A 25,371-nucleotide genomic window follows, 5' to 3' on the forward strand; every position below is an offset into this window, starting at 1 on the left:
AATGGGCGGCACCCCTCCTCTTTCGCCACTGGCACCCGCAAATTTTCCTGAACTTCCCGTCATCAACGGCGTGCGTTTCGCGACCATCGAGGCTGGCGTTCGGTATCAGGGTCGTCAGGACGTCATGCTGGCCGAACTGGCTCCCGGTTCCGCCGTTGCAGGGGTGTTCACCCAATCCGCCACACGCTCGGCTGCTGTGCTTGATTGCCAGTCTAAAATCTCAGGCCATAGCAATCAGGGCGCGGCCATTTTGGTCAACTCGGGCAATGCCAACGCCTTTACCGGGCGTAATGGAGCAGAGGCAGTGCAGGCCATCACCAACGCCGTTGCTAAAACGCTGAACCTGCCCGAGGCGCGTGTTTTCACCTCTTCGACCGGTGTCATCGGGGAATCCCTGCCGCACGACCGCATTCGCAACAAGCTTGCGGATCTGTCAGGCGCGCTTTCAGAAGGTGCGATTGACCAAGCCGCGCAGGCGATCATGACTACTGACACTTTCCCCAAGGGCTCCAGTGCGACGGTCGAAGTTGATGGCGCATCTGTGCAGATCGCAGGCATCGCCAAAGGCTCGGGCATGATCGCGCCGGACATGGCCACCATGCTGGTCTACATCTTCACCGACGCCAAGGTCGAAACCTCGGTCCTGCAATCCATGGTCTCGGCCCTGAATGACACCACCTTCAACTGCATCACCGTCGACAGTGACACCTCGACCTCCGACACGCTGCTGGCCGCTGCCACCGGGGCGTCGGGTGTTGAAATCACTGAGAACAGCGTTGGCTTCATGGAAGCGCTGCGCAGGGTGATGCTGGATCTGGCACATCAGGTCGTGCGGGACGGCGAAGGTGCGACTAAGTTTGTCGAGATTGCCGTCACCGGGGCCACCAGCGACGCTGACGCCAAAACGCATGCGATGGCGATTGCGAATTCTCCACTGATTAAAACAGCCGTCGCAGGCGAAGATCCCAACTGGGGCCGCGTCGTGATGGCCATCGGCAAGTCCGGCGCACCTGCGGATCGAGACACGCTGTCGATTTCGTTTGGCGATATCTCGGTCGCGCGCAACGGTTGGGTCGATCCAGACTACAATGAAGATGAAGCTGCGGCCTATATGAAAGGCCAAAACCTTCAGATCCGCGTCGATCTAGGGCTTGGCGGTGGCAAAGCCAAGGTTTGGACCTGTGATTTGACCCACGGCTACATCGAAATCAACGCCGACTATCGCTCATGAAGGTAGTCCTTGTTTCTGCCGTCGCGTTGATCGATGTTGACGGTCGCATCCTGCTCACCCAAAGGCCCGAAGGGAAATCCATGGCCGGCCTTTGGGAGTTTCCCGGCGGCAAAGTTGAACCGGACGAAACTCCGGAAAACGCCTTGATCCGCGAGTTGCAGGAAGAGCTGGGTATCAACACTTGGGCCAGTTGCCTCGCCCCATTAACCTTTGCCAGCCACAGCTACGAAGACTTCCATCTTCTGATGCCGGTATTCGCCTGCCGCAAGTGGGAGGGCATCCCAACAGGCCGCGAAAATCAGGCCCTCAAATGGGTGCGCTCCAAGGATCTCTCCAGCTATCCGATGCCGCCAGCGGATATTCCGTTGATTCCCGTATTGCGAGATTGGACTTAAATTTTACACCCAGCACTAAAAGGCATATTAGGCTCTACATTCCCAACATATTGTTTCACAAAGAATAGTTTTTCTATGCGACGCGCCTGCAACGCACTATATTCAGGCCCACAAGTACCTGTTTGACTTTTTCCCAGTATTCCTACCACTCATTTCGCACCTTCTGTCGGGGGCTTATAAGATGTTGCGCACAATCAAACTTGGAAGCTGTGTTTCCGTGCAGGGGATCTTCCTCGGTATGCTGCCAAACGGCATGATGCAGGTTCGCGTCGGCGATCACGTATTTCAGGGAACACCGATTTCGAAAGCGGCCTGAACCACCGTAACTTCAAGGCTTCTAACGAAAAAAGGGCAGCTTTCGCTGCCCTTTTCGCATTCTATAGTTTGAACGGCCTCACAGCGTGCGCGTGACTTCCTCTCGTTCAAAGATCTCGATCACATCATTCTCACGAATGTCGTCATAGTTTTCAAACGCCATACCGCATTCCTGACCGGACTGTACCTCTGGCACTTCGTCTTTGAAGCGCTTCAGAGTTTTCAGCGTGCCTTCGTGGATCACAACGTCATCGCGCAGTAGACGTACACCTGCCGAACGACGGGCCACACCTTCGGTGACCAGACAGCCAGCAACCTTGCCGATGCCAGTGACCTTGAAGACCTCTTTGATCTTCGCGTAGCCAATGAAATGCTCGCGGATTTCTGCACCCAGCAGACCCGAAGCCGCCGCTTTCACATCATCCACCAGATCGTAGATGACTGAGTAATAGCGGATCTCCACACCCTTTTGGTTGGCCGTGTTACGTGCCGAAGCATTCGCCCGGACGTTAAAGCCCAGAACCGGTGCGCCTGACGCTTCGGCCAGACCGATGTCGGATTCGGTGATTGCGCCGACGCCAGAGTGCAGAACCCGAACGCGCACTTCGTCATTACCGATTTTTTCCATCGCCTGAACGATGGCTTCGGCACTGCCTTGCACGTCGGCTTTCATCAAGATTGGCAGCTCACTGACATTTTCGTCCGCCTTGGCCTGCGCCAAAAGCTGCTCCAGCGATGTACCAGCACCAACAGCGGCGCGTTTCTCCTTGCTGACCTGCTCACGGTAGGACGCAATTTCACGTGCTTGCGCATCAGTATCGACAACGTTCAGAACGTCACCCGCTTCTGGTGTGCCATTCAGACCCAGAACCTCAACCGGAACCGAAGGACCAGCCTCTTTCACACGTTCACCAGCATCGTTGATCAGCGCACGCACTTTACCGTGTTGCTCACCCACAACGAAGATATCGCCTTGCTTCAGCGTACCGCGTTGCACCAGAACGGTGGCAACCGGACCACGGCCAACATCAAGTTGGGCTTCGATCACCGCGCCCTCCGCCGCCCGGTTCGGGTTGGCTTTGAGTTCCAGAATTTCCGCTTGCAGCGCAATCGCTTCCAGCAGTTCATCCAGACCTTGGCCAGTAATTGCTGAAACTTCAACGTCCTGCACTTCACCGGACATCTTTTCAACAATCACCTCGTGCTGTAGCAATTCTGCCCGCACTTGATCAGGGTTCGCTGCCGGACGATCGATCTTGTTGATCGCCACGATCATCGGAACCCCAGCCGCTTTGGCGTGATTGATCGCTTCAACGGTTTGCGGCATGACCGAATCGTCCGCAGCCACAACCAGAACTACAATGTCCGTTACCTGCGCACCACGGGCCCGCATGCTGGTAAAGGCCGCGTGACCAGGCGTGTCAAGGAAGCTCAGAACCGCGCCGCCGTCCGTGGTGATCTGATAGGCACCAATGTGTTGAGTGATCCCGCCGGCTTCACCCGCGACAACCTTGGTTTTGCGAATCGCATCCAGAAGCGATGTTTTACCGTGGTCAACGTGACCCATGATCGTAATGACCGGAGGACGGGCAACCAGATCTTCATCTTTGTCATCAACTTGATCAATGACGTCTTCGACATCAGCATCAGATACCCGGACAACCTTGTGACCGAACTCATCGATGATCAGTTCTGCGGTATCCGCATCGATCGATTGGTTTTGTGTAACCATCATGTCGTTTTGCATCAAAGCTTTGACAACATCACCAACACGTTCCGCCATCCGGTTGGCCAGTTCTGACACAACGATGGTTTCTGGCAACTGCACTTCCCGCACAACCTTTTCGCGGGCCTCAACGCCACCCATGGCTTTTTGCCGGGCACGCTCCTGCTTACGCTTCATCGCAGCCATTGATTTCTGACGTCCGCCTTCGCCACCAGTCAGCGCCTGATTCAGCGTCAGCTTGCCGGAACGGCGCGCATCATCACCACGGCCCTTACCTCGGCCACGGTTTTGGTCGCGTTCTTTATCTTGCTTTCGCGGTGCGGTGGCGGCCGGTTTTGGAGCTCCGCCAGTCCGGTTTACCGGAGCAGACGTTTCAGGCTTGGCAGCAGCGGCCTCAGCAACTGCAGCTTTTTCAGCCGCTTCTGCTTCAAGACGCTTGCGCTCATCTTCTTCTTTTGCCCGAACACGCTCTTCAGCTTCACGTTGTTCGCGTTCTTTTGTTTCCGCTTCTTCGCGGCGGCGCTTACGCTCTTCTTCACGCTGGCGTTCTTCGGTTGCCCGACGCTCGGTCTCTTCAGCTTCACGTGCTTTCGCAGCCTGAAGTGCCTTCAACCGGCGCTCCATCTCCGCGTCAGAAATCCCGGCTGGGCGTTTACTTGATCCACCCGCCCCTGCACGCACACCTGTGCCGATGCTCGTGGATGCCGCACCCGGTTTGGCGCCCGGCTTAACGACCCGCTTACGCTTCGTTTCCACCACGACGTTTTTGGTCCGGCCATGGCTGAAGCTCTGCTTCACATTCCCGGCCCGGGGACCACCACGCACACCCAATGTCTTTTTACCGTCGTTGTCGCTCATCTCGTCTTCTTTCCTTTCCGGTGTACCGCGTCACCGTCCAAGACACGTAGGCCTTTTAGCCTTGCCGCATCCTCTACAACACGTTGCGCCAAACCACCAGCGCCCAGTGTCGCGTGAATTGTTGTTTGTCGCCCAAAGGCCCGGCCAAGTTCATCCGCCGTCAGCCAACCAATATAATAACCACGATGGGGCGTGCTCAATTTCGATTTGCCCCGCTCTGAACCATCGCTGGCCTGAATCAAAATCAGGGCCTCTTCCTTATCCAAAGAGGTTTTGACCTTTTCATAGCCAGAAACCGCTCTGCCGCCTTTGCGCGCCAAGCTAATCAGATCGACCACCCGCCGCGCCAACTGTTCCTCGACCTGCTGCACCAGATCCTCAGGCACGGTCACCGCTTGCTTGGCTGCACGGGAAAAAAGCCCCTTCTTTACAGCCAATTCAAGTGCGGATCGATCCGCCGCCACCCAAACACCTCGTCCGGGCAGTTTTTCCATCAGGTCCGGAAAGATTTGATTCTCCGGCCCCACAGCAAAACGGATCAACCCATATTTAGGTTGAACTTCGCCCGTGGCAATGCACTTGCGTTCGGGACCGTCTTGCCGATCTTTGGGTTGCCCACCGCGCCCCATGTGTTGACCTCGAGGCCTGAAAAATCAGGCCTCGGCCTCCTCTGAAGTCTCCTCAGACAGCTCAAGCTCTTCACCTTCGCTCTCGTCTTGCTCCAGATCGGCGGGATCAACCCAGCCCAACATGATTCGTGCAGTCATCACCATATCCCGCGCCTCATCCAGCGAGATATCATAGGGTTCCAAAAGTCCGTCATCTTTGATGCGTTCGCCGTCAACTGTGGTCCAACCACCGGCCAGTTCCCAGTCGGCACAGGTTGCAAAATCTTCCAGCGACTTCACACCATCTTCGGCTAGTGCCTGCACCATACGCGGAGTCAGACCCTCAAAGGCGAACAGGCTGTCCTCGGCGCCCAGCGCACGGGCAGCTTCAACCGCTTTGCGTGCCTGCTCTTCCAAAACATCACGCGCACGGGCCTGCAGCTCGTTCGCAGTGCCTTCGTCAACACCATCAATCACCAGCAGTTCATCCAGCTCGACATAAGCAACCTCTTCAAGGTTGGTGAAGCCTTCGGAGACCAGCAATTGAGCAAAAAACTCGTCCAGATCCAGTGCCGCCATGAACAGACGGGTGCGCTCTTCGAATTCTTTCTGACGGCGCGCAGAATCTTCGGCCTCGGTCATGATGTCGATGTCCAGATTGGTCAGCTGGCTGGCCAGACGCACGTTTTGACCACGGCGGCCGATGGCAAGGCTCAGCTGCTCTTCGGGAACAACGACTTCGATGCGCTCAGCTTCTTCATCCAGAACAACCTTGGACACTTCTGCAGGTTGCAGTGCATTCACAAGGAACGTCGGCTGATCATCATTCCATGGAATAATATCGATTTTCTCGCCCTGCAGCTCGTTCACAACGGCCTGAACACGGCTACCACGCATACCAACGCAAGCCCCGACAGGATCGATTGAGCCATCATAGGAAATTACGGCAATCTTGGCGCGCGAGCCCGGATCACGGGCTACGGCTTTGATCTCGATGATACCATCATAAATCTCAGGCACTTCCATCTTGAACAGCGCAGCCATGAATTCAGGTGCGGTCCGGCTCAGGAAGATCTGTGGCCCACGGTTTTCGCGACGCACATCTTTGATGAAGCAACGAATTCGGTCATTCGGGCGATAGCTCTCGCGGCCGATCTTCTCGTTGCGGCGCAGGATCGCTTCGCCACGACCCACATCGACGATGACGTTGCCATACTCTTCACGTTTGACAACACCGTTGATGATGGTGCCAGCGCGGTCTTTGAATTCTTCGAACTGACGATCACGTTCCGCTTCGCGAACCTTCTGCAAGATCACCTGCTTGGCGCTTTGGGCGGCAATCCGGCCCATGTCCACTGGCGGCACTTCTTCGATGAACTGATCGCCTACTTTAGGGTCTTCCAGATACTGACGTGCCTGCTCAACCGTGAACTCGGCCTGATAGTTTTCAAGCTCTTCGTCCTCAACCACTGTGCGCACACGAGTGAACGTCGCGCGGCCGGTCTTACGGTCAATACTGACGCGGATGTCCATCTCAGCGCCGTAGCGGCTCTTCGCGGCACGGGCGAGCGATTCTTCCATCGCTTCGACCACCAGACCGGGGTCGATCATCTTTTCACGTGCGACCGCTTCTGCGGTTTGTAGCAGCTCCAGCTGGTTTGCAGATGTAATTGCCATAATCTCAGCCCTCCTCGGACTCGTCAGTCTCGATATCGTCGAATTCGTCTTCGTTAATTGCGCCGGACGCCTTGCGCGCCCGCAGCATTTCTTTGATCAACTCATCGGTCAGCACCAGCTTTGCATCCGACAGCCAGTCGAATTGCAAGCCAACAGTGCCTTCTTCGATGTTGATCAGCACTTCTTCGCCTTCCACACCGGCCAAAACGCCCTTGAACCGCTTGCGCCCGTCGATCAGCTCGCTGGTTTCCAGCTTCGCCTCATAGCCTTCGAATTCTTCGAAATCCTTAAGACGGGTCAACGGTCGGTCGATGCCGGGGCTGGACACTTCCAGTGTGTAAGTCTCAACAATCGGGTCTTCGACGTCCAGAATGGCGCTCACCGCGTTTGAAATGTCAGCGCATTCATCAACTTCGATCCCGCCATCGGCGCGTTGCGCCATGATCTGCAGGATGTGCGTCTTGCCGCCCATCAGGCGCACGCGCACCAGCTCAAACCCCAGATCCTCGATCACGGGGGTAATGATCTGCGCCAAACGGCGATCAATCGCTGCTTTTGCAATCAGGTCGTTGCTCATGGTTTCCTACATAATGCAGACACAAAAAAACGGGCGCGCGGCCCGTTGCTTATTCCGGTGGAGCCTTCGGTTTGGACCCGTCAGCGCCGCTGTTGAAGTGCATATACGCATCTTCATCCGAGTCTGCAAGAGAATAGAGTCCAAGACATACAGCTATCATTCTACTAGGGTTATTTGATTATCTATTTTAGGGGAAAATTTATGTCGGATATTTCAGTAATTGGCCTCGGCGCCATGGGCAGCGCTTTGGCCCGCACGTTAATCAAAAACGGATACATCGTCACAGTTTGGAATCGTAGCAAAGATAAAATCGGCCCTCTCGTTTCTGAAGGGGCGATTGCTGCTGGATCTGCTTCCGAGGCAATAGATGCCAGCCTCGCCACAATCATCTGCATCAAATCACATGATCAAACTCTTGAGTTATTGCAAACCTGCAAGACGTCGCTCAACGGCAAAACCATTATTGAACTCAGCACCGGCGGCGCATCCGAAGCAGACGCCCTTACTCAGTTCATTGCCGCGCAGGGTGGTTCTTGGCTGGTTGGCATCATCAATTCCTATCCAACTGCAATTGGCGGGAAAGACACGGTGTTAACCGTCGTCGGGGAACCTGCCCTTTGGGAAAAGTGGCAACCGCATATCACGGCCCTTGGCGGCGGCTCAATTCACGTCGGCACAAATGCAAGCATGCTGGCCGCACTCTTTGCAGCACTATTCACAACCCGCCAGGGCTTCATGTTCGGCATGCTCTATGGGGCACTGGTATGTCAGAAAGCCGGGATTCCTCTGGACAATTTTGCAAAACTCATTCCGGTTTCGATGGGGGTTCTTCCCAGCTACCACCAATATTTCGCGGACACTGCGCCGACCGGGAACTTTGATAATCCTCCTGCAACCATGGCGACCTACACGGCAGCCCTTGATGACGCCCTGAAAACGTTCGATGAAGTTGGCGCTCCAAATGAGCTCCCGAAACTTTTCAGCGATGCCGCGCACAAAGGGATGGACGCTGGGTTAGAAGACAAGGCTCTGACCGCGTTGGTCGAGTTATTCAACCGAAATTGACCCTATGAATTCTTTAAAGGTGGAAACCAAAATGCCTTCGCAAGTTGAAAAAATTCAAAACATCATCAATGCCCATATCAACGCATGGTGCCGTAAATCCGCCGAGGGTGTCGCCAATACCTATACCAAAGACGCCTGCTTTATCATCAACCATGGTGAGCCCATGAACGGCCATCAAGACATCGCCGATATGGTCAATGGATTTTGTGACGAATTTCCTGACGTGGTGCTTAGGCTTGATCACAGCTTTATTGCGGGTCTTCACGCGGTCTACGTCTGGACTTTCTTAGGCACACAAGTTGGCACAGGCAAATACGTCGAGTTCCAAGGCTGGGAAGAATGGGAATTGGATGAAAACCTCAAGGTCACGTCATCTCTTGGCTGGTATGATGCCGAAGATTACGAGCGGCAGCTACAGGCCTGAGCATTCAACCTTCGTGCAAAACCGTCTCAAACCCTTCAAACTGCGGCGGGCCCATCAATTCGTATTTCTTGGTTTGGCTGCCCGCGTTCTTATGAGCCTCGCGGAATTGCTCGGATTTGGTCCATGCTTCAAAATCACTGCGGCTGTCCCAGATCACGTGGCTGGAATAGAGCGTGTAACCTTCGCCCTCGGGCCCCTTCAGCAGGCGAAACTCCCGAAACCCGTCAAGTTCCTTCAGTCTGCTTTCGCGGGATTTCCAGACAGTCTCAAACTCTGCCTCGGACCCCGAACAGACCATAAAACGATTCATTGCGATAAAACTCATGACTTACCTCATGTATCAAAGTTGAAGGCTGGCCGGCGGCGTATGTTGACTTCATTTCAGCCAAAAGGTCCAGCAACCTGTTACTGTCCGCGCGCAATACGATCCATCGCACTGACCAGCTCGGCACTGATGCCCGGCTCTGACAGCGCATGCCCGGCCATAGGAATCATGCGTAAATCCGCATTGCCCCACGCATCAGCCAACGCATAGGCTGATTTCGGAGGGCAGATCATATCGTACCGCCCCTGCACGATTACCCCGGGAATGTGCTGGATCTTGTCGATATCCCGCAGGATCTGACCATCTTCGGCCAAAAACCCGTGATGTCGGAAATAATGATTCTCGATCCGCGCAAAGGCCCGTACATAATCAGCTGGCCCTTCGGGGCTGCGCCCGGTTGAATTGACCGTCGCCAGCGCATTTTCCCACGCGGCCCAGGCCTTGGCATAAGTCGCCTCAACCTTCGCATCCCCGCAAAACAGACGCCTGCTGTAGGCCTCGATCATATCACCGCGTTCACCCTCAGGAATCAGCTTTTCAAACCGCGCCCAGGTTTCCGGCCAGAACGCCCCAGCGCCACCGCCGTAGAACCAGTTCAATTCGGAATAGGTCATCAAGAACACACCGCGCAGCACCAGATGGCGCACCCGGTCCGGGTGTGTTTCGGCATAGATCAGCGCCAGCGTCGCCCCCCAGCTGCCACCAAAGACAATCCAGCTATCGATACTGAACATCTCGCGCAGCGCCTCGATATCCGAAATCAAATGCCAGGTGGTATTCGCCTCCACACTGGCATGTGGCGTTGAGCGCCCACACCCGCGCTGATCGAACAGAATGATTCGATAAACCTTCGGGTCAAAATACCGCCGCATCGCCGGGCTGCACCCACCACCGGGGCCACCATGGAACACCACCACCGGCACGCCATCAGGCTTGCCAGATTGTTCAACATAGATGGTGTGGCCATCGCCCATATCTACCATTTTCCGATCAAATGGCTCGATCGGAGGATAGAGGTACTGGACTGCGCTCTTTTGGCCTGCGTATTTATCCATAACCGTCCTATATACTTAGGGCAGAACCACATGAGCATATGGAGAGCAAAATGCAAGCGGCTCAAACCACAATTGATCCCGCCGAGGTCGCCAAGTTCGAGGCCATGGCCGCCGAATGGTGGGATCCCAATGGAAAATTCAAACCGCTACACATGCTCAACCCCTGCCGGCTGGATTATATCACATCCCAGATCGCCGCCGAATTTGACCGCGATCTGAACGATGCTTTGCCCTTCAAGGGCTTGCGGATCCTCGATATCGGCTGCGGTGGCGGCCTGCTCAGCGAACCGATGGCGCGCCTTGGGGCCACCGTCGTGGGCGCCGACGCTGCCGAAGGCAACCTTCCCGTCGCCCGCATCCACGCCGAACAGTCGGGGCTTGAGATCGATTATCGCCACACCACCGCCGAAGCGATGGTCGAAGCAGGCGAGCAATTCGATGCGGTCCTGAACATGGAAGTGGTCGAACACGTCGCCGACCCGCAGGCCTATATCAACGCCTGCCAGCAATTGCTCAAACCCGGCGGGCTGCACCTGTGTTCTACCATCAACCGCAACCCCAAAAGCTTTGCCATGGCCATCATCGGCGCCGAACACATCATGCGCTGGCTGCCCAAGGGCACGCACGAATGGAACAAATTCATCACCCCCGACGAGCTTTACACCCTGCTCGAAAACGCAGGCCTTTCGCCAGTGGACCGCAAGGGGTTCGTCTTCAACCCGATCACCTGGAACTGGTCCATCTCCGCCAAAGACCTGAGCGTGAACTATGTGACGGCGAGTTTGAAAGCCTCCTAACATTTCGGCAGCCAGACCGCGGGATGGCGATCAAAGGTTTTGCAGGCCCGTTTATGCCAGCCATGTCCGAAAGACCCATTGCGCACCGCAGCCGTAACCAAATCGCCGACCCTTGCGGGCGGTCTGGCGATCGCGCGGCGGCCTGCGGCCTCGATTCCGCGCGGTGAGAACAAACCATCGCCAATCACATATCTTGCCTGCGACGCTCATTCATCGCAACCTTCACCAAGTGACGCGCCAAACAGGACGATAGAATGACAATCCACACCGGCGGCTGCCAATGCGGCGCAGTGCGATACGAAATCTCCAGCGCGCCCCTTCTGGCCTATTGCTGCCACTGCACCGATTGCCAGCAGCAATCCAGCAGCGCTTTCGGTATGTCGGTCTGGTTTCCGGGCTCTGCCTTCAAGCTGACGTCCGGCGCGCTCAAAACATGGGTCACACATGGCGAGAGTGGCAATCAAAAATCCTGCACGTTTTGCGCCGACTGCGGTACGAGGATCTATCACGCCTTTCCCGATGAATCTGACACCCTCAGTGTCAAAGGCGGGTCCTTAGAACGGATCAAGGACATTACCCCAATTGCGCATATCTGGACCAAGAGCGCCCAGCCTTGGCTCAAGAAGCGTCTGGCAGCAGAACACTGCTTTGAAACCGAGCCAGCAGATTTCGAGGGTCTGATCGCCGAGTTCCACAAGAGCTGAGCGCAAAACACCCCGACCGCGGGCAAGCAACGCGGCCGGGATGTCTTTTGTTTTCGGCGTTTCCTTATGCCACGTCCAAATCGGACGCGGGCCCGAAGAACTCAAAATGAATGCGCTCCTGCGGCACGCCAGCGGTTTTCAATCCATTCACCGCCATCACCATGAAGCCCTTTGGTCCGCAGATGTAATAATTGGCCTGATCCACCGCCGTATTCGCCGCCAGCCAATCGGGCGAAATTCGCCCCTCCACGTCATAGTTGCTGGCTGCACGATCTGAGTCATTCGGAGTTTCAAAGAATGTCACGCTGCGACCCGCCAGAGATTTCGCAATATCCCCCATCACCAACTGCGTGCCATCCACGGTCGCATGCAGATAAGTTGCAGACTGTCCCCGCTCCGCCAATGTCTCCAGCATCGACACCATTGGGGTCAGACCAACACCGGCCGACAACAAGACCACTTCGGACCCTGCAGTGTCCTTCAACATAAAATCACCTGCAGGTGGTGCGACACGTAGTATCGTACCTTCATCGGCCTGTTCATGCAGCCAGCCTGAAACTGCGCCACCCGGTTCCCGCTTCACGGTGATGCGATAATACTCACCATTTGGCTTGGACGAGATCGAGTAATTCCGCCGATGCCGCCCCACCCCGGGCAGATCAAAATCAAACGACAGGTACTGGCCCGGCTGGTGTCGCAGTACCGCCCTGCCATCCACCGGTTTCAGGATGAACGACATGACAGACCCGGACTCCTGCCGACGCTCAGAAATCCGGAACTCCCGCCAGCCTTCCCAGCCGCCATCAGCCTGCGCCTTGTCCTGATACAGCTGCTTTTCACGCCCGATCAGGATCCCCGCCAGGAACCAATAGGCCTCACCCCAGGCGCTCAAAACCTCGTCTGTGGCCGCATCACCTAAAACATGCGCAATCGCGCCGATCAGCGCGTTGGCCACATGTTCGTAATGCTCTTCCTGAATCTGCAGCCCGACATGCTTGTTGGCGATCCGCTCAACCGCGCCGGCCAGCGCGCCCAGATTATCGATGTTCTTGGCATAGGCCAAAATCGCATTGGTCAGCGCCTCATGCTGCGGTGAACTGCCGCCCTGATGCGACTGGTTGAACAACACGCGGATCTCATCGTCCGCCAGCAGGCGCGCATACATTTCAGTCACGATGCTGCGCCCATGCGCCTCCAGTGCCGGCACGGTGGCCGTGACGATGGCCTTGGTGGATTCGCTGATACTCTGTGCCATTGGCTTCTCCTTCGTTGTGGGTCGATTGCGATTAATCATTCCGTTAAAATGAATGTATTATCGTGCAGCTTGAAACATTCAACCAAAATGAATATTAAACCGCGACCGAGGGCCAATTATGAAACTGAATCTTTCCACCGATTACGCACTCAGAGTGTTGATTTTCTTAGGCTCAAAGCCTGATGAGTTGCACTCGATTGAGACATTGAGCCGCACCTATAATTTACCGCAAAGTTCACTGATGAAAGTGGTCAGCGAACTGGTCCGCCATGGCTATGTCAGCAGCACAAGGGGCCGCGCCGGGGGGATTCGCCTTGGCAAAGATCCAAGCGATATCAACATTGGCGATGTCGTCCGGGCGATGGACGAAAACCTCGACATCATCGACTGCACCAACTGCATTCTCGACCAGCGCTGCCGCCTCAAAGGTGTCCTGTCCGAGGCCACCGCCGCCTTCCTCAATGTGCTTAGCAGCTACAGCCTCGCCAATCTCATTTCGACAAAAGATGATTTCTTAGTGTTGTTTGCACTCCCGGAAACTCCACAGCATTTGACCCAGAAATGAAGATTCGCATGGTCAGTTCACAACGCGACCTTCCCGCTCACCAAACTACGAATACTAGCCATTCTAAGAACTACGGGTAAAATTGCGGTTCCAAATCCCCGATCTACAGAAAATCCAAATGAAATAGAGAATTTGGGTTGCGGGACGCTCTCATTTGATTTTCAAAGAGTCCATTGTTGCAGGAGATTAATGTGGCCGATCCAAAAATTCATCCATTGGCACCGGAGCACATCCCATCCTATGTCGTGCAAGCGGACGGAAGTGATTTCCTCTTCAACTTCATGATCGTTTTCACCGTCGGGATGATCCTGCTGATCGGGGTCGCCTATTTCACCTTGCATTCCGTACCAGAAAAGATGGCACATGAATCCAATCATCCCCAATTCCAGCTTGTGGGTATTTTGGCATTGCTCGCGCTGTTTACACACAATGGTTTGTTTTGGGTTGCCGCTATTCTTGTCGCCGGTTTTCAAATTCCTGACCTTGCAGCACCTCTTAGATCGATTGCCGATGCAATCAGATCATTAAGACCGGTTCCACCACCTGAAAAGAGTGTGGATATAGAGCCTGCCGACGTTCCTGAAACATCGACACAGGAGTCCTGATTAATGTTGGAAACAATGATGTGCGCTCTGATCACGGTGCTCCCTGATTTTCTGTTTCGGCGCTTTGTACAAGGCAAACGGATCGGCTATGAGCTCACGCTGTTTACGATGTGGTATGAATTGCGTTGGGGTTTGACGGCCTGTGCAATTCTTGCGCTGACAGTCATCACAACTCTGTTCTATTTTCACCCGGCCACTGGCAGCGTTGCTTCCTATTTCAGGACGGTTACCATTTTACCCCAAGTCGGCGGGCGAGTGTCTGAAATTTATGTGAAAAACAACGAGCTGGTCACACTCGGCCAACCAATTTTCAGGCTTGAGGATTTCACTCAGCAAGCCCAAGTCGAAGCCGCCAATGCACAAATTGCCCAGGTTCAGGCCTCTCTCAAAGTTGCCAAGACCGATCTGGCCGAAGCAGATGCTGGCATTGCCGGTGCTAAAGCCTCGCTGGCGCAATCCGTCGAAGATTTAGAGCGCAATCAAACATTGCGCGACGAAGGCTCCAGTGCGGTGCGCCTTACTGAAATTGAACGCTTGGAAAACCTTGTTGCCGAAAGAGAAGCGCAAGTCGTTGCAGCTCAAGCGAACAAAGCCGCCGTAACGCAGCAGATAGAAGAACTCATCCCCGCCCAATTAACCAGTGCAGTTGCGCAATTGGATGCAGCGCATGCAGAACTGGACAAAACGGTCATCTATGCCGGCGTTACCGGCACCGTTGAACAATTCGGATTGCAAGTGGGCGACTATGTCAGCCCGCTTCTTCGCCCTGCCGGTATTATGGTGCCCTCAAATTCTGGTCGTGATCGCTTTCAGGCGGGGTTCAACCAGCTGTCCGCTCAGGTCATTAAACCCGGCATGGTGGGGGAGTTGGGCTGCATGACACGTCCCTTCAAGGTGATCCCAGTGGTTGTCGTCAATGTTCAGGATGTCATTCCATCCGGGCAAATTCGACCAAGCGACGAATTGCGCGATCCGCAAAGAAATGTGACCCCCGGATCAATCACCGTCTACATGGAACCGCTCTATGAAGGGGGCGCAGACCATATTCCGCCCGGCAGCAATTGTCTGGCGAATGTTTATACTGACAACCACAAGGCGCTGGAAGAAGAAAACTTAGGCTTTTGGGATAAAGCATTCCTGCATGTCGTCGATACCATCGGTGTGGTCCATGCCGCAGGCCTACGGCTCAGACTGATCCTCATGCCGGTGAACACATTGGTTCTCAGCGGACACTAAAACAGTGTTCGCAGTTCCATTTTATGGAACCTTCGATTCAATAAACTGTTGGTGGCGAGAGCGGAGACGCTTTAATCGACTTCCAACTTGATCCGCAGTTCGCGCAAAATTGGCAGGGTCGCACACACGCGACCTTCGCCCAGCTCATTCACCAGATCACCAATCATGGAGGCCATGACTGACAGCGCCGCGATCTGGAAAATGCCTTTTCCAAGGCTCCCGTCCCCTTCTTCAAAGTGCTCTGCAGCTAAGGCTTCGCAGATTTGATTGCGACAAGAGACGACTTTCTTTCTCTGTTTGTGCTTCCCGGAACGTCACAGGACACAAAACGGAAGTAGCGATGTCCGGTTCGTGCTCGATATGCGAATGCGCTATTACCACTGGATCTTTTGACATGCAGATTTGACCAAACGTCTAAACCATTGATGGGCAGGGTCCTTTGTAAAGCGTTCGTGCCAGATTTGTGAGACTGTGAAGGAAGGTGTCTGGAGTTCATCAGGCAGCGACATAACTTGGAGCTCACTAGTCATCACCTGTTGGGCGAGTCGCTCTGGAACAGTGATGATCAAATCCGTGGGCGAGATTACTGCGCTAATAGTCATAAACTGCGTAATTCTAAGAGCTATCGTTCGTTTGAGGTCGTGTTCTTGCAACACATCGTCAATCCTGCCACCGCCTCTACCTGTGATGCTTAGCTGGGCATGTGCCGAGGCCGAATAACCTTCAAGGCTCATACCGTCTACGATCAGCGGGTGCTCCTTGCGCATCAGGCAGACTTGGCGGTCTTCGAATAAAGACTGTGAAGCAACATTGTAGAGAGTCGGGCCGTCATCGACGACACCAAATCCTAGCGATATTTTACCTTCACACATATCCGAAATACCTGTCGCTGAGAGGTTTTCTAAGTCGATCTGAACTTGCGGTGCCAGTTTGAATACCTGCCCAAGGACCGTTGGCATGATCATTTGTGCAATGTAGTCGGGTGCCATGATGCGGAAGTGGTCCTGCGCGTTAGATGGATCAAACACATGCGGTTTGAAGACATGGTATACCTGCGCTAGCGCGTCTCGAACGGGAGTACGAAGTGCCTCGCCGCGAGGAGTCAAAACCATTCCCCGGCCCGAACGAATAAGCAAGGGGTCCTTTATTGTATATTGTAGGCGGTTGAGCGCGCGACTCATGGCGGGCTGTGAGAGGTTAGTAAGCTCTGCGGCTTTGGTCACACTTTCTGTTTCCAATAAGGCATCGAGAGCCTTCAAGAGGTTTAGGTCGATGTTAGAAACATTCACTTGGTGCATGTATTATATATAAAACATGCATTAGAGTAATTCAATGATTGCTCCTAGATTTGGCCCATCACATTCACACCAAACAAGGAGAAATCATCATGTTTGTCATTTCAGGAGTTACCGGAAACACAGGTTCCGTTGCCGCTCAATCTCTCATCGACCAAGGTCATCCTGTTCGTGTCATCGTGCGCTCTGAAGAAAAAGGCACGCCCTGGAAGGCAAAGGGGGCAGAAGTCTCCGTCGCTGAGATCATGGACATCGACGCAATGACCAAAGCACTTGAAGGGGCCAGCGGCGCTTATTTTCTGTTGCCGCCTGACCTCACGAACGAGGACTTCCTAGGCGACAGTCTCAAGCGAGCAGAAGCGATTGTTGAAGCCGCGAAAGCAGCGCGCCTACCGCATGCCGTCATTCTTTCGTCAGTTGGCGCGCAACACGGTGACAAGGTCGGCCCGATATCCACAATCGGCCAAATGGAGAGGCTGTTCGTTGCAACTAACATTCCTCTGAGTGCTGTTCGACCAGCCTATTTCCTTGAGAATATCAACGACCTGATGCCGGCAGTGCTTCAGGATGGCGTTTATCCCAGTATGATTCTGCCGCTGGATCACAAGATTGATATGGTCGCAACAAAGGACATTGGATTGACGGTGGCCGATGCATTGATCAATCCACCTGCCGTTCCACACCGTGTGATTGAGCTCAAAGGTGCCAAACAGTATTCCGCAAAAGACATTGCCGCCGCGCTTTCCAAATCTCTGGGCCGCCAAATCACCCCAGTCCCGGTACCACAGGAAGCTTGGGTCGACACGTTCAAACAAAGCGGGCTTTCCCAGCAGTCGGCCGAAACCATGGCGGAGATGCACGAGAACATAAACAACGGGCGCATCGAATTTCTGGATCCAAATGCCAGAAAGGCAGGCGTCGACTTGGCAAGCTTTATCGAAAAATTGGTCGCATAGACCTACCGGCTAGAGAAGGCTCCGCTTGTATCGTCCAGCGGGGTCATCCCGCCTGCTCAGCCCAAGTAGTGATGCGATGTCATAGCATCGGGCTAACTTGTTTCCCAAGATTAAATTCTGGGACGTCACCTGCGAATTGTAGGGGCATGAAAGAAATTTTAACGGAGGCGTAGTTATGGAATTACTTCAACTGGCAGTCCTAATTTCTGCTCTGCTTTGCTCGCTGGTTGCGGGTTTCGTGCTCTGCTTTGCAATCATCGTCATGCCCGGCATCAAAACGCTTGGCATCCGTGATTTCTTCAAATCCTTCAAAGCAATGGATCGTATAATTCAGAACAATCAGCCATTTTTTATGGTAGTCTGGCTCGGTTCAACGTTGACACTTGTCACATCCACCATGCTGGGTATCTGGCGACTGGAAGGCCCCGACCTCAGCCTCCTGATTTTCGCCTGCGTGATGTACCTACTTGGCGTTCATCTACCAACGATTACTATCAATATCCCACTCAACAACCGTCTCCAGTCTCTCGATCTCGACGCGACAATGGAATCCGAGTTGCATGAAATTGCAGAATTGTTTGAGTCTCACTGGTTGCGCTGGAACACCATTCGGACGGTGGTTGCGACGCTAACAACCTTGATGTTGCTTGTGTTGCTCCTCAGGCTTTGACGAAATATTTCAAGAGTTAGGCGTCAACTTCGATGGTGCATATTCCTTAGTATGGTTAGCACAAGCGGGCATTCAATATTTAACATGACTGTTCCGCTTGGGGCTCGGAGCAGACATTCAAGGCCCTATCTAAGCTTACTCGTCTTCGAGCTTGATCCGTAGTTCTCGCAAAATTGGTAGCGTAGCACGCACCCGGCCTTCGCCCAGCTCATTCACCAGATCACCAATCATTGGGGCCATGGCAGATAACGCTGCCTCGCGCGCTTGCCGTCCGGCTGGGCTGATGGCAATTTTTTTGCGTCGGGCATCGTCCCAATCGGGGCGGATGTGGATATAACCTGCCCATTCCAGCTTGCTCAGCGTGTTGGTCATCGCACCGCGTGTGACGTGAAAGCTCTTGGCCAGTTGCGCCGGGCTGCGTTCATCCTTGGCCCGTGCCAGATGGTTCAGCACTGAAAAATGCGAGATTTCCATGCCCTTGGGCAGCACCCGGCTCAGACGGCTGCGGATCAGCTGCTCATTGGTCATGATCTCGCTAAACAGCGCAACCGCCAGAGAATTTTCAACAGTATCGTTCATCAAGGTCCGGTAAACTGGGCCGTATGGCGCAAGGATGGAACACGTCCCCGTGCTTGTGCCACTTCCATGGGGTCCAGATCAACGATTATCACGCCCGGCTCCGTTCCACCGTCCGCCAAAACCTCGCCCCATGGCGCCACCACCATGGAGTGCCCATAGGTCTTGCGCGGCGCGCCCCTGCTTACCTCATGGGTGCCGGTTTGTCCCGGGGCCAATACGTAACAGCCGGTTTCAATTGCCCGAGCTCGCAGCAAGGGCTCCCAATGTGCTGCGCCCGTCACGGGTGAAAACGCGGACGGGATCACCAGCACCTCGGCGCCGGCCTCGGCCAAAGCGCGATACAGATAAGGAAACCGAATGTCATAACAGACGCTCATCCCGATCTTGGCAAAGCCCGCGTCATGCACAATCGCGCGCCCACCGGGGCGATAGCCCTTGGACTCGCGGTAGCTTTCAGTTTCCGAGACCTGCACGTCAAACATGTGGATCTTGTCGTACCACGCCGCAATCTGCCCATCGGGCGCAATCAGGAACGACCGGTTGGCAAACCGTCCATCGGGGTCATCCGTTTTCAATGCGAGCGATCCGATCAACAACCAGATCTTCAGCTCTGCCGCTTGTGCACGCAAGGCCACAAGGGTTTGATCTTCATCCTGATGCCGCAACACATCGTTTTGATGTGTCCGGCTGCCTGACACGCAATTTGTCACCTCAGGCGTCAGAACAAATCTGGCACCCCGCTCTGCAGCCTCGGCGATATAGCCTTGAATATCAGGCAAATTGCGCGCTGGATCATCGCTGCTATTGAGTTGAATGAGACCTGCGCGCATTGTCATTTAGGCGACCAACAACGAGTCGAGCTTGCCCGCGCGTTCCAGCGCATAAAGATCGTCGCAACCACCCACATGGGTCTCGCCGACAAAGATTTGCGGCACGGTGCGGCCACCATTGGCTCGTTGGATCATCTCTGTTTTTCGTGCAGGCTGCGCCAGCACGTTCACCTCGGAGAAGCTCACGCCTTTTTCGTTCAGTAGACGCTTAGCGGCGTGGCAAAACCCGCAGAGCGGGGATGTATAGATTTCAACCAGTTTCATTCGTCATGATTCCTGTCAGTCGCGTTTCGGCGTATTTAAACATCCTTTGCCACGCGCGCCAGTGTAACAATTCTAACATCTTCGGCACCGGCCTCCAGGCAGGCCCGCGCCGCCGCCGCCAGTGTCGCGCCCGAGGTCATGACGTCATCTACGATCAGCACAGATCTCCCCTTCAAGAGGTGACGTCTCTTGGGGTGCACCACCAGTGCCCCCTCCAAAATCGCAAATCGTTCTTTCGGGCTCTTTCCATCCAAAGATTGCGTGCGCCTTCGACGCAATAAAAGATCCGGACAATACGGCCGATCGACGACCTTTGCCAGTTCCGCTCCTAGCAGGGCCGATTGATTGTACCGCCGACGCAGCATCCGACTCCAATGCAAAGGCACGGGCGCTACGATCGTATCTCTATCAATCAGTGGAGCTGCAATCTGTGCCATCCACCCCGCTGCCGGACGTGCAATATCCTGACGGTCTCCATGTTTTAGCGCCAAGACCAGCCTACGTGCCTGATCTCGATAAATCAGTGCTGCCCGCCCCTTGCTCCAAGGACGCAGGACTGACAGGCAATCGTCACAAACCTCTTCAAACCCCATATCTTCTCCGGGCAAGGGCACGCCGCACAGATCACAACACAGCCCCGAAATGAACGGTACGTCTTTCCAACAGGCCGGACACAGGCCAAAAGCGCTCTCCACCTGTTCTCCGCAAATCAAACAACCGGGTGGATAGATCGCTCGGGTCAACACCTGAAACCGGGCCCGAAACTGCGTTTGTATTGCCGACCTGTCCACCCTATTGTCCCCGCGATGACCCAATCTCTGACCGATCGCCCAGCCCTGCTCAGAAACCGCCGCCGCGCTTTGGCGGATCCGGCGTTGTTCCTGCATCAAGAAGCCATGGCCGAGATCAAGGATCGGCTCTTGATGGTTAACAAATCCTTTACGGATGTCAGCGTGATCAGCGGCTTTCCCAAAATCTGGCGCTCGGAATATCCTGATGCCACCCATCTCAGTGACGAAGATACCCTTGACCTCAAATCCGAAAGCCAAGACCTGATCATTCACGCCATGGCTTTGCACTGGGCTGCCGACCCCGTCGGCCAGCTTATTCAGGCCCGCCGTGCCCTGCGCCCCGACGGGTTGTTTCTTGGTGTCTTTCTGGGCGGCGGTACACTCAACGAGCTGCGCACATCTCTTGCACAGGCCGAATCCGATCTCACCGGTGGCCTCTCTCCCCGTGTGCTTCCGATGGCCGAAATCCGCGATCTCGGAGGCCTGCTGCAACGCGCCGATTTTGCCCTGCCCGTCGCCGATGTCGTGCCCCTGACGGCAACTTATGAAACTCCGATCAAGCTGTTGCATGATCTGCGCCAGATGGGCGAGGCCAATGCCATGGCCGCCCGCCCCCGGCATTTCACCCGCCGCGCGATCCTGCTGCATGCCATGCAGATCTATACGCAAACCTTCCAAACCTCCGATGGTCGCATCCCCGCCACGTTTGAGCTCATGGTCCTCACCGGCTGGGCCCCCAGCCCGGATCAGCAACAACCCCTGCGCCCTGGCTCTGCGGCACAGCGTCTCGCACAGGCGCTTGGCACCTCCGAAACCACGGTCAAAGATTGACGCGCCGCCAAACTTCACTATGTCCAACGGCAATGCCAAACCAAAAGTAGCCAACATGCCACACGCCCCAGCCGATCACCCCAGCCTCCCAGCCGCCAAAACCGGCATCCTGCTGGCCAACCTTGGCACCCCGGACGGCACCGATTACTGGTCGATGCGCCGCTATCTGAATGAGTTTCTGTCGGACCAGCGCGTCATCGACTATCCGCGCTGGAAATGGCAACCCCTGCTGCAACTTATCATCCTCAGCAAACGCCCGTTTTCCAGCGGCGCGGCCTACCGCTCGATCTGGAATACGGAGCGCGACGAAAGCCCGTTAATGACCATCACCCGCGACCAGACGGAAAAACTCGCCGCCGCACTGCATGATGAATACGGTGATCAGGTCATGGTCGATTTCTGCATGCGTTACGGCAACCCCTCGACCAAATCCAAGATCCGCGAAATGGTTGATGCTGGCTGCCGTCGCATCCTGTTCTTCCCGCTCTACCCGCACTATGCCGGGGCCACCTCGGCCACCGCGAATGATCAGTTCTTCCGTGCGTTAATGAACGAGACCTGGCAACCCACCGCCCGCGTGGTCGAGCCGTATTTCGAGCACCCGCGCTACATCGAGGCTCTCGCACAATCGGTCGAAGCCGCCTACGCCAAGCTTGATAAAAAGCCCGACATCCTTGTTGTCTCTTATCACGGCATGCCCAAACGTTACCTGATGCAAGGTGATCCGTACCACTGCCAATGCCAGAAAAACACGCGCCTGCTGAAAGAGCGCCTCGGCTGGGATGACACCCAGATCACCACAACCTTCCAGTCTGTCTTTGGCCCCGAAGAATGGCTCAAACCCTACACGGTTGAGGAGGTCGCGCGTCTGACCAAAGAAGACGGCAAGAAAAACATCGCCGTCATCGCCCCCGCGTTTTCCGCCGATTGCATCGAGACACTGGAAGAGATCAACGAAGAGATCCGTGAAAGCTTTGAAGAGGCGGGCGGCGAAGATTTCACCTATATTCCCTGCCTCAACGATAACGATGCCCACATCGACGCGCTAAAATCCATCGTCCAATCCAATCTCGCAGGCTGGCTCTAATCTGTAGGGTGGGTGCCAACCCACCAACTACGACAAGTTCTACGCCTGACCCTGGGTGGGCGTTCGAAAATTAACTGCAAGGCAACACCCTTAAACGGCCGCAAAGGCTTTGTTTGCCGATACCGCACTAAACGCCCTTCCGCGTCGAAAACGACGGCGTACAAACCTAAGTCACACCCGCCCTCACCCAAAGCGACCAGTGTAGCATTCTGGATGATCTTGGTTGTCAGGCGTCGGACATTTTGCAATCCAACGCCATCATCTGGGTCGAAGGGCCCTCAGACCGGATTTACCTTAACCACTGGATCAAAGCTGTTGATGAGCGGCTGATCGAAGGCATCCATTACACCATCATGTTCTATGGCGGCGGCTTGCTCAGCCACCTCAGTGCCTCGGACGAGGCCATGGATCAATTCATCCAACTCCGAAAACTCAATCGCAACATGGCCACCGTCATCGACAGTGACCGCTCCGAAGAAGGCATGCCCCTCAAACCCCACGCGCAGCGCCTGCTGGAGGAGATGGACGGCGAAGACGGAGTGGTCTGGGTCACCGCAGGCCGCGAGATCGAAAACTATGTCGACGGCAACAAACTCCAAACCGCCCTGAAACAGCTCCACCACCGACTGTACAAATCACCCGGCAACACCGGCCCCTACGATCACGCTTTCTATTTCTATCGCGACGATCCCAAAAATCCCGGCAGAAAGATAACACACAAAGATGGAGACAAAGTTGGTGCCGCCAATCTTATTTGCGAAGGCGATGCTGAACTCGACATCTTGGATTTGCGTAACCGAATCGAACGCTTGGTTCAGATGATTTTAAAAGCCAACACTATGGCTGATTCGCAGGCGAGTCCGGAAGACATTTCAGACGAAACTCTGGCCTGACCGCGTTTCGTACAAAACCCACGTACAACTTGTACAAGTTGTACATAAAAAAGGCAGCGTCAGACGCTGCCTTTTTCAAGAATTCTTGTCTGACTGAAATTAGTCAGCAGCAACAACTGCGGCAACGATGGCCAGCAGCAGCAGTGGGATCCAGATGCCCGCTGAAGAAGAAGATGCTTGTGTTTCTTCAACGATTACTGGCTCTTCAACAACTGGCTCGGACAGGTTGCCGGCGAAAGCTGTGGATGCGGCGGCTGACATTGCAGCGGCGAGAACGAGTTTTTTCATAGTATATCCTCCAGGAATAATGGCCTGACGTCACACACGCAACGGCAAGCATAAAGACTTACCTCGTATTTTTGTCTCTACCCATGAAAAAGGGCATGTTGCAATTGCAACATGCCCCTTCTGGTGCAGTTCCAGATTGATTGTCGTCAAATTAGCAACACTTGAGTGCCTACCTTGGTGTTGGCAAAAAGCTCCGCAATGTGTTGATTATAAAGGCCAATACAGCCATTCGAAGATCGGCGGCCGATCTTGCGCGTGTCATGCGTGCCGTGAATGCGGTAATAAGTCCAACTTAGGTACAGCGCATGGGTGCCCAGCGGGTTATCCGGGCCTGGCCCCACAAATGCAGGCCAATCCGGATTACGTTTCAGCATTGAAGGTGTAGGTCGCCAGCTTGGCCCTTCGACCTTGCGCACAACCTTTGTCCGGCCGCGGCGTGTCAGCTCCTCAGACAGCGGCACACTCGAAGGGTAAAGAGTATATTGTCCCGCTTCGCTCCAATGGTGCAAGGCGCGCGATGATATATCGACCAAAATTGCACCATTGTTCAAATTGGAAAAGTATGGCTGCCAATCAAGCGCACGAAAGCTGGAAATATTCCGCCGCACTGAGCTGGTGATTTCCTGTTCAATCTCGATACTAGTAGCCCCGTCAAGATCCTGCGCGATCGCCGGGACACCCAGCGAAGCGGCAGTTCCGGCAAGAAAGGATCGGCGGCTCAATCTATTTGTAAAAACTTTGGCCATGTCAGCACTCCGACGTTCAATAAGCATTCTGATTTTGGCAACTATATGGCTGGAAAGCCTCAGTCGCAAATCAAACCAGCAACATTTTGCAAAGGATCCACCAACTGGGTTTGAATAACGCGGCCAGTCACGCTAGAGCAGAACAGTAATATACAACAAAATAATGGCGATAAACGATGCTGCGGATATTTGGACTTTTACTTTCGGCACTATTGGTGCTTTCTGCCTGTGCACAAACACCAACATCATCGCAGATCGGAGCCGACGGCAAACCCCTCCCCAAAGTTTATAAGATCCGCGCGGGGGACACAAATGACATTCAATATCGGATGCTCGATTCGGTTAACTCTCTTCGCCAAGCGGCGGGTCTTGCACCTGTTGATCTCGACTCGAAGCTAAACGCTGCTGCTGCAACCCATGCCCGCGACATGTCGATCCAGAACCGCCCTTGGCACTTTGGTTCAGACGGCTCTTCTCCAATCGATCGCGTTAAGCGCGTTGGTTATTCCGGCCAACTGGTAGGTGAAAATATCTCCGAAACCTACGAGACCGAATTAGAAACTTTGGCAGCTTGGATGGATACTCCCAGCACCCGCACAGTGATCCTGTCCCCTAATGCCCGCAAGATGGGGTTTTCTTGGGAACAAGAAAACAACGGCAAGATTTGGTGGACCATGGTGATGGGAAGCTAATGTACGCGCCAATCTAGAAAAGAGAAAAGCG

The 25,371-nt window shown here is 54.6% G+C and carries 30 protein-coding genes; 16 read left to right on the top strand and 14 right to left on the bottom strand.

What is annotated here, in order from left to right; all coding sequences use genetic code 11:
- The first annotated feature begins 1 nt into the window (after position 1).
- From argJ to ROA7450_RS21410, 3 genes are all read left to right on the top strand, one after another.
- Entirely contained in the window at positions 2 to 1,231 is a 1,230-nt protein-coding gene (gene argJ / locus ROA7450_RS06495) for a bifunctional glutamate N-acetyltransferase/amino-acid acetyltransferase ArgJ (protein ID WP_085804877.1), read from the top strand.
- Positions 1,228 to 1,626, top strand: a complete 399-nt coding sequence (gene mutT, locus ROA7450_RS06500) for an 8-oxo-dGTP diphosphatase MutT (protein ID WP_085804878.1) — start codon at positions 1,228 to 1,230, stop codon at positions 1,624 to 1,626. Before argJ ends, mutT begins: the two co-directional genes overlap by 4 nt.
- 181 nt (positions 1,627 to 1,807) lie before the next feature.
- Positions 1,808 to 1,942, top strand: coding sequence for a hypothetical protein (locus tag ROA7450_RS21410; RefSeq protein WP_268808448.1), 135 nt, complete (start codon positions 1,808 to 1,810; stop codon positions 1,940 to 1,942).
- A 78-nt stretch (positions 1,943 to 2,020) separates the two neighbouring features.
- Here the strand turns inward: ROA7450_RS21410 and infB are convergent, their stop codons facing one another.
- From infB to rimP, 4 genes are read right to left on the bottom strand one after another with little or no spacing between them, the layout of a single operon-like run.
- Positions 2,021 to 4,525, bottom strand: a complete 2,505-nt coding sequence (gene infB, locus ROA7450_RS06505; protein WP_085804879.1) for a translation initiation factor IF-2 — start codon at positions 4,523 to 4,525, stop codon at positions 2,021 to 2,023.
- Positions 4,522 to 5,154: an RNA-binding protein gene (locus ROA7450_RS06510; RefSeq protein ID WP_085804880.1), complete on the bottom strand. Its 633-nt coding sequence runs from the start codon at positions 5,152 to 5,154 to the stop codon at positions 4,522 to 4,524. The genes infB and ROA7450_RS06510 overlap by 4 nt, the downstream gene beginning before the upstream one ends.
- 24 nt (positions 5,155 to 5,178) lie before the next feature.
- Positions 5,179 to 6,810, bottom strand: coding sequence for a transcription termination factor NusA (gene nusA, locus ROA7450_RS06515; protein ID WP_085804881.1), 1,632 nt, complete (start codon positions 6,808 to 6,810; stop codon positions 5,179 to 5,181).
- 4 nt (positions 6,811 to 6,814) lie between these two features.
- Positions 6,815 to 7,387: a ribosome maturation factor RimP gene (rimP, locus tag ROA7450_RS06520; protein WP_085804882.1), complete on the bottom strand. Its 573-nt coding sequence runs from the start codon at positions 7,385 to 7,387 to the stop codon at positions 6,815 to 6,817.
- A gap of 201 nt (positions 7,388 to 7,588) precedes the next feature.
- On the opposite strand from rimP, the gene ROA7450_RS06525 reads away from it, so the two are divergent.
- Together ROA7450_RS06525 and ROA7450_RS06530 are read left to right on the top strand one after the other, a co-directional pair.
- Positions 7,589 to 8,452 carry an NAD(P)-dependent oxidoreductase gene (locus ROA7450_RS06525; protein ID WP_085804883.1) on the top strand — a complete coding sequence of 288 codons (864 nt, stop codon included), beginning with the start codon at positions 7,589 to 7,591 and terminating at the stop codon, positions 8,450 to 8,452.
- A 31-nt stretch (positions 8,453 to 8,483) separates the two neighbouring features.
- The gene (locus ROA7450_RS06530) at positions 8,484 to 8,876 is read left to right on the top strand and encodes a nuclear transport factor 2 family protein (RefSeq protein WP_159454011.1); all 393 of its coding nucleotides are present in this window, start codon (positions 8,484 to 8,486) and stop codon (positions 8,874 to 8,876) included.
- Between the two features lie 4 nt (positions 8,877 to 8,880).
- On the opposite strand, the gene hmuQ is transcribed toward ROA7450_RS06530, so the two are convergent.
- The gene (hmuQ, locus tag ROA7450_RS06535) at positions 8,881 to 9,201 is read right to left on the bottom strand and encodes a heme-degrading protein HmuQ (protein ID WP_085804885.1); all 321 of its coding nucleotides are present in this window, start codon (positions 9,199 to 9,201) and stop codon (positions 8,881 to 8,883) included.
- An 80-nt stretch (positions 9,202 to 9,281) separates the two neighbouring features.
- Complete coding sequence (pip, locus tag ROA7450_RS06540; protein ID WP_085804886.1) at positions 9,282 to 10,256, bottom strand: prolyl aminopeptidase; 975 nt, start codon at positions 10,254 to 10,256, stop codon at positions 9,282 to 9,284.
- Between the two features lie 50 nt (positions 10,257 to 10,306).
- Between pip and ubiG the strand changes: the two genes are divergently transcribed.
- Together ubiG and ROA7450_RS06555 are read left to right on the top strand one after the other, a co-directional pair.
- On the top strand, positions 10,307 to 11,053 hold the full coding sequence (ubiG, locus tag ROA7450_RS06545) for a bifunctional 2-polyprenyl-6-hydroxyphenol methylase/3-demethylubiquinol 3-O-methyltransferase UbiG (RefSeq protein WP_085804887.1): 747 nt from the start codon (positions 10,307 to 10,309) through the stop codon (positions 11,051 to 11,053).
- A gap of 254 nt (positions 11,054 to 11,307) precedes the next feature.
- A complete protein-coding gene (locus tag ROA7450_RS06555) occupies positions 11,308 to 11,757 on the top strand; it encodes a GFA family protein (protein ID WP_085804889.1) in 450 nt (149 codons plus the stop codon).
- 64 nt (positions 11,758 to 11,821) lie between these two features.
- On the opposite strand, the gene hmpA is transcribed toward ROA7450_RS06555, so the two are convergent.
- A complete protein-coding gene (hmpA, locus tag ROA7450_RS06560) occupies positions 11,822 to 13,012 on the bottom strand; it encodes an NO-inducible flavohemoprotein (RefSeq protein ID WP_085804890.1) in 1,191 nt (396 codons plus the stop codon).
- 118 nt (positions 13,013 to 13,130) lie between these two features.
- Between hmpA and ROA7450_RS06565 the strand changes: the two genes are divergently transcribed.
- From ROA7450_RS06565 to ROA7450_RS06575, 3 genes are all read left to right on the top strand, one after another.
- Complete coding sequence (locus tag ROA7450_RS06565; RefSeq protein ID WP_085804891.1) at positions 13,131 to 13,577, top strand: RrF2 family transcriptional regulator; 447 nt, start codon at positions 13,131 to 13,133, stop codon at positions 13,575 to 13,577.
- Positions 13,578 to 13,762: 185 nt separating this feature from the next.
- The gene (locus ROA7450_RS06570) at positions 13,763 to 14,182 is read left to right on the top strand and encodes a hypothetical protein (protein WP_085805050.1); all 420 of its coding nucleotides are present in this window, start codon (positions 13,763 to 13,765) and stop codon (positions 14,180 to 14,182) included.
- Between the two features lie 3 nt (positions 14,183 to 14,185).
- On the top strand, positions 14,186 to 15,418 hold the full coding sequence (locus ROA7450_RS06575) for an HlyD family secretion protein (RefSeq protein ID WP_085804892.1): 1,233 nt from the start codon (positions 14,186 to 14,188) through the stop codon (positions 15,416 to 15,418).
- Between the two features lie 374 nt (positions 15,419 to 15,792).
- Here the strand turns inward: ROA7450_RS06575 and ROA7450_RS06580 are convergent, their stop codons facing one another.
- Positions 15,793 to 16,716 (bottom strand): LysR family transcriptional regulator, encoded by a 924-nt coding sequence (locus ROA7450_RS06580; protein ID WP_085804893.1) that lies wholly within the window; start codon positions 16,714 to 16,716, stop codon positions 15,793 to 15,795.
- A gap of 89 nt (positions 16,717 to 16,805) precedes the next feature.
- On the opposite strand from ROA7450_RS06580, the gene ROA7450_RS06585 reads away from it, so the two are divergent.
- Both ROA7450_RS06585 and ROA7450_RS06590 read left to right on the top strand, forming a co-directional pair.
- Positions 16,806 to 17,669, top strand: coding sequence for an NmrA family NAD(P)-binding protein (locus ROA7450_RS06585; RefSeq protein ID WP_085804894.1), 864 nt, complete (start codon positions 16,806 to 16,808; stop codon positions 17,667 to 17,669).
- Between the two features lie 175 nt (positions 17,670 to 17,844).
- Complete coding sequence (locus ROA7450_RS06590; RefSeq protein ID WP_085804895.1) at positions 17,845 to 18,339, top strand: anthrone oxygenase family protein; 495 nt, start codon at positions 17,845 to 17,847, stop codon at positions 18,337 to 18,339.
- 135 nt (positions 18,340 to 18,474) lie between these two features.
- Here ROA7450_RS06590 and ROA7450_RS06595 read toward each other — a convergent pair whose 3' ends face one another.
- Genes ROA7450_RS06595 through ROA7450_RS06610 form a run of 4 tightly spaced genes read right to left on the bottom strand, consistent with a single transcriptional unit; the run spans position 18,475 to position 20,788 of the window.
- On the bottom strand, positions 18,475 to 18,918 hold the full coding sequence (locus ROA7450_RS06595) for a MarR family winged helix-turn-helix transcriptional regulator (protein WP_085804896.1): 444 nt from the start codon (positions 18,916 to 18,918) through the stop codon (positions 18,475 to 18,477).
- Positions 18,918 to 19,748, bottom strand: a complete 831-nt coding sequence (locus ROA7450_RS06600) for a carbon-nitrogen hydrolase family protein (RefSeq protein WP_085805051.1) — start codon at positions 19,746 to 19,748, stop codon at positions 18,918 to 18,920. Before ROA7450_RS06600 ends, ROA7450_RS06595 begins: the two co-directional genes overlap by 1 nt.
- Before the next feature lie 6 nt (positions 19,749 to 19,754).
- Positions 19,755 to 20,012, bottom strand: coding sequence for a glutaredoxin 3 (gene grxC, locus ROA7450_RS06605; protein ID WP_085804897.1), 258 nt, complete (start codon positions 20,010 to 20,012; stop codon positions 19,755 to 19,757).
- Positions 20,013 to 20,047: 35 nt separating this feature from the next.
- Positions 20,048 to 20,788 (bottom strand): double zinc ribbon domain-containing protein, encoded by a 741-nt coding sequence (locus tag ROA7450_RS06610; RefSeq protein WP_370738203.1) that lies wholly within the window; start codon positions 20,786 to 20,788, stop codon positions 20,048 to 20,050.
- 30 nt (positions 20,789 to 20,818) lie between these two features.
- Here ROA7450_RS06610 and ROA7450_RS06615 point away from each other — a divergent pair, with 30 nt between their 5' ends.
- From ROA7450_RS06615 to ROA7450_RS06625, 3 genes are all read left to right on the top strand, one after another.
- A complete protein-coding gene (locus tag ROA7450_RS06615; RefSeq protein WP_085805052.1) occupies positions 20,819 to 21,634 on the top strand; it encodes a methyltransferase domain-containing protein in 816 nt (271 codons plus the stop codon).
- A 55-nt stretch (positions 21,635 to 21,689) separates the two neighbouring features.
- Positions 21,690 to 22,721 carry a ferrochelatase gene (hemH, locus tag ROA7450_RS06620; protein WP_143534382.1) on the top strand — a complete coding sequence of 344 codons (1,032 nt, stop codon included), beginning with the start codon at positions 21,690 to 21,692 and terminating at the stop codon, positions 22,719 to 22,721.
- A 242-nt stretch (positions 22,722 to 22,963) separates the two neighbouring features.
- Complete coding sequence (locus ROA7450_RS06625) at positions 22,964 to 23,614, top strand: OLD family protein (protein WP_085804900.1); 651 nt, start codon at positions 22,964 to 22,966, stop codon at positions 23,612 to 23,614.
- Positions 23,615 to 23,713: 99 nt separating this feature from the next.
- On the opposite strand, the gene ROA7450_RS06630 is transcribed toward ROA7450_RS06625, so the two are convergent.
- Together ROA7450_RS06630 and ROA7450_RS06635 are read right to left on the bottom strand one after the other, a co-directional pair.
- A complete protein-coding gene (locus ROA7450_RS06630) occupies positions 23,714 to 23,902 on the bottom strand; it encodes a hypothetical protein (protein WP_085804901.1) in 189 nt (62 codons plus the stop codon).
- Positions 23,903 to 24,048: 146 nt separating this feature from the next.
- Positions 24,049 to 24,648, bottom strand: a complete 600-nt coding sequence (locus ROA7450_RS06635) for a L,D-transpeptidase (RefSeq protein ID WP_085804902.1) — start codon at positions 24,646 to 24,648, stop codon at positions 24,049 to 24,051.
- A 176-nt stretch (positions 24,649 to 24,824) separates the two neighbouring features.
- Here ROA7450_RS06635 and dalA point away from each other — a divergent pair, with 176 nt between their 5' ends.
- Positions 24,825 to 25,340, top strand: a complete 516-nt coding sequence (gene dalA, locus ROA7450_RS06640) for a divisome-associated lipoprotein DalA (protein WP_085804903.1) — start codon at positions 24,825 to 24,827, stop codon at positions 25,338 to 25,340.
- Positions 25,341 to 25,371: the final 31 nt, after the last annotated feature.

The sequence above is a fragment of the Roseovarius albus genome (genome assembly GCF_900172335.1).
Lineage (GTDB): Bacteria > Pseudomonadota > Alphaproteobacteria > Rhodobacterales > Rhodobacteraceae > Roseovarius > Roseovarius albus.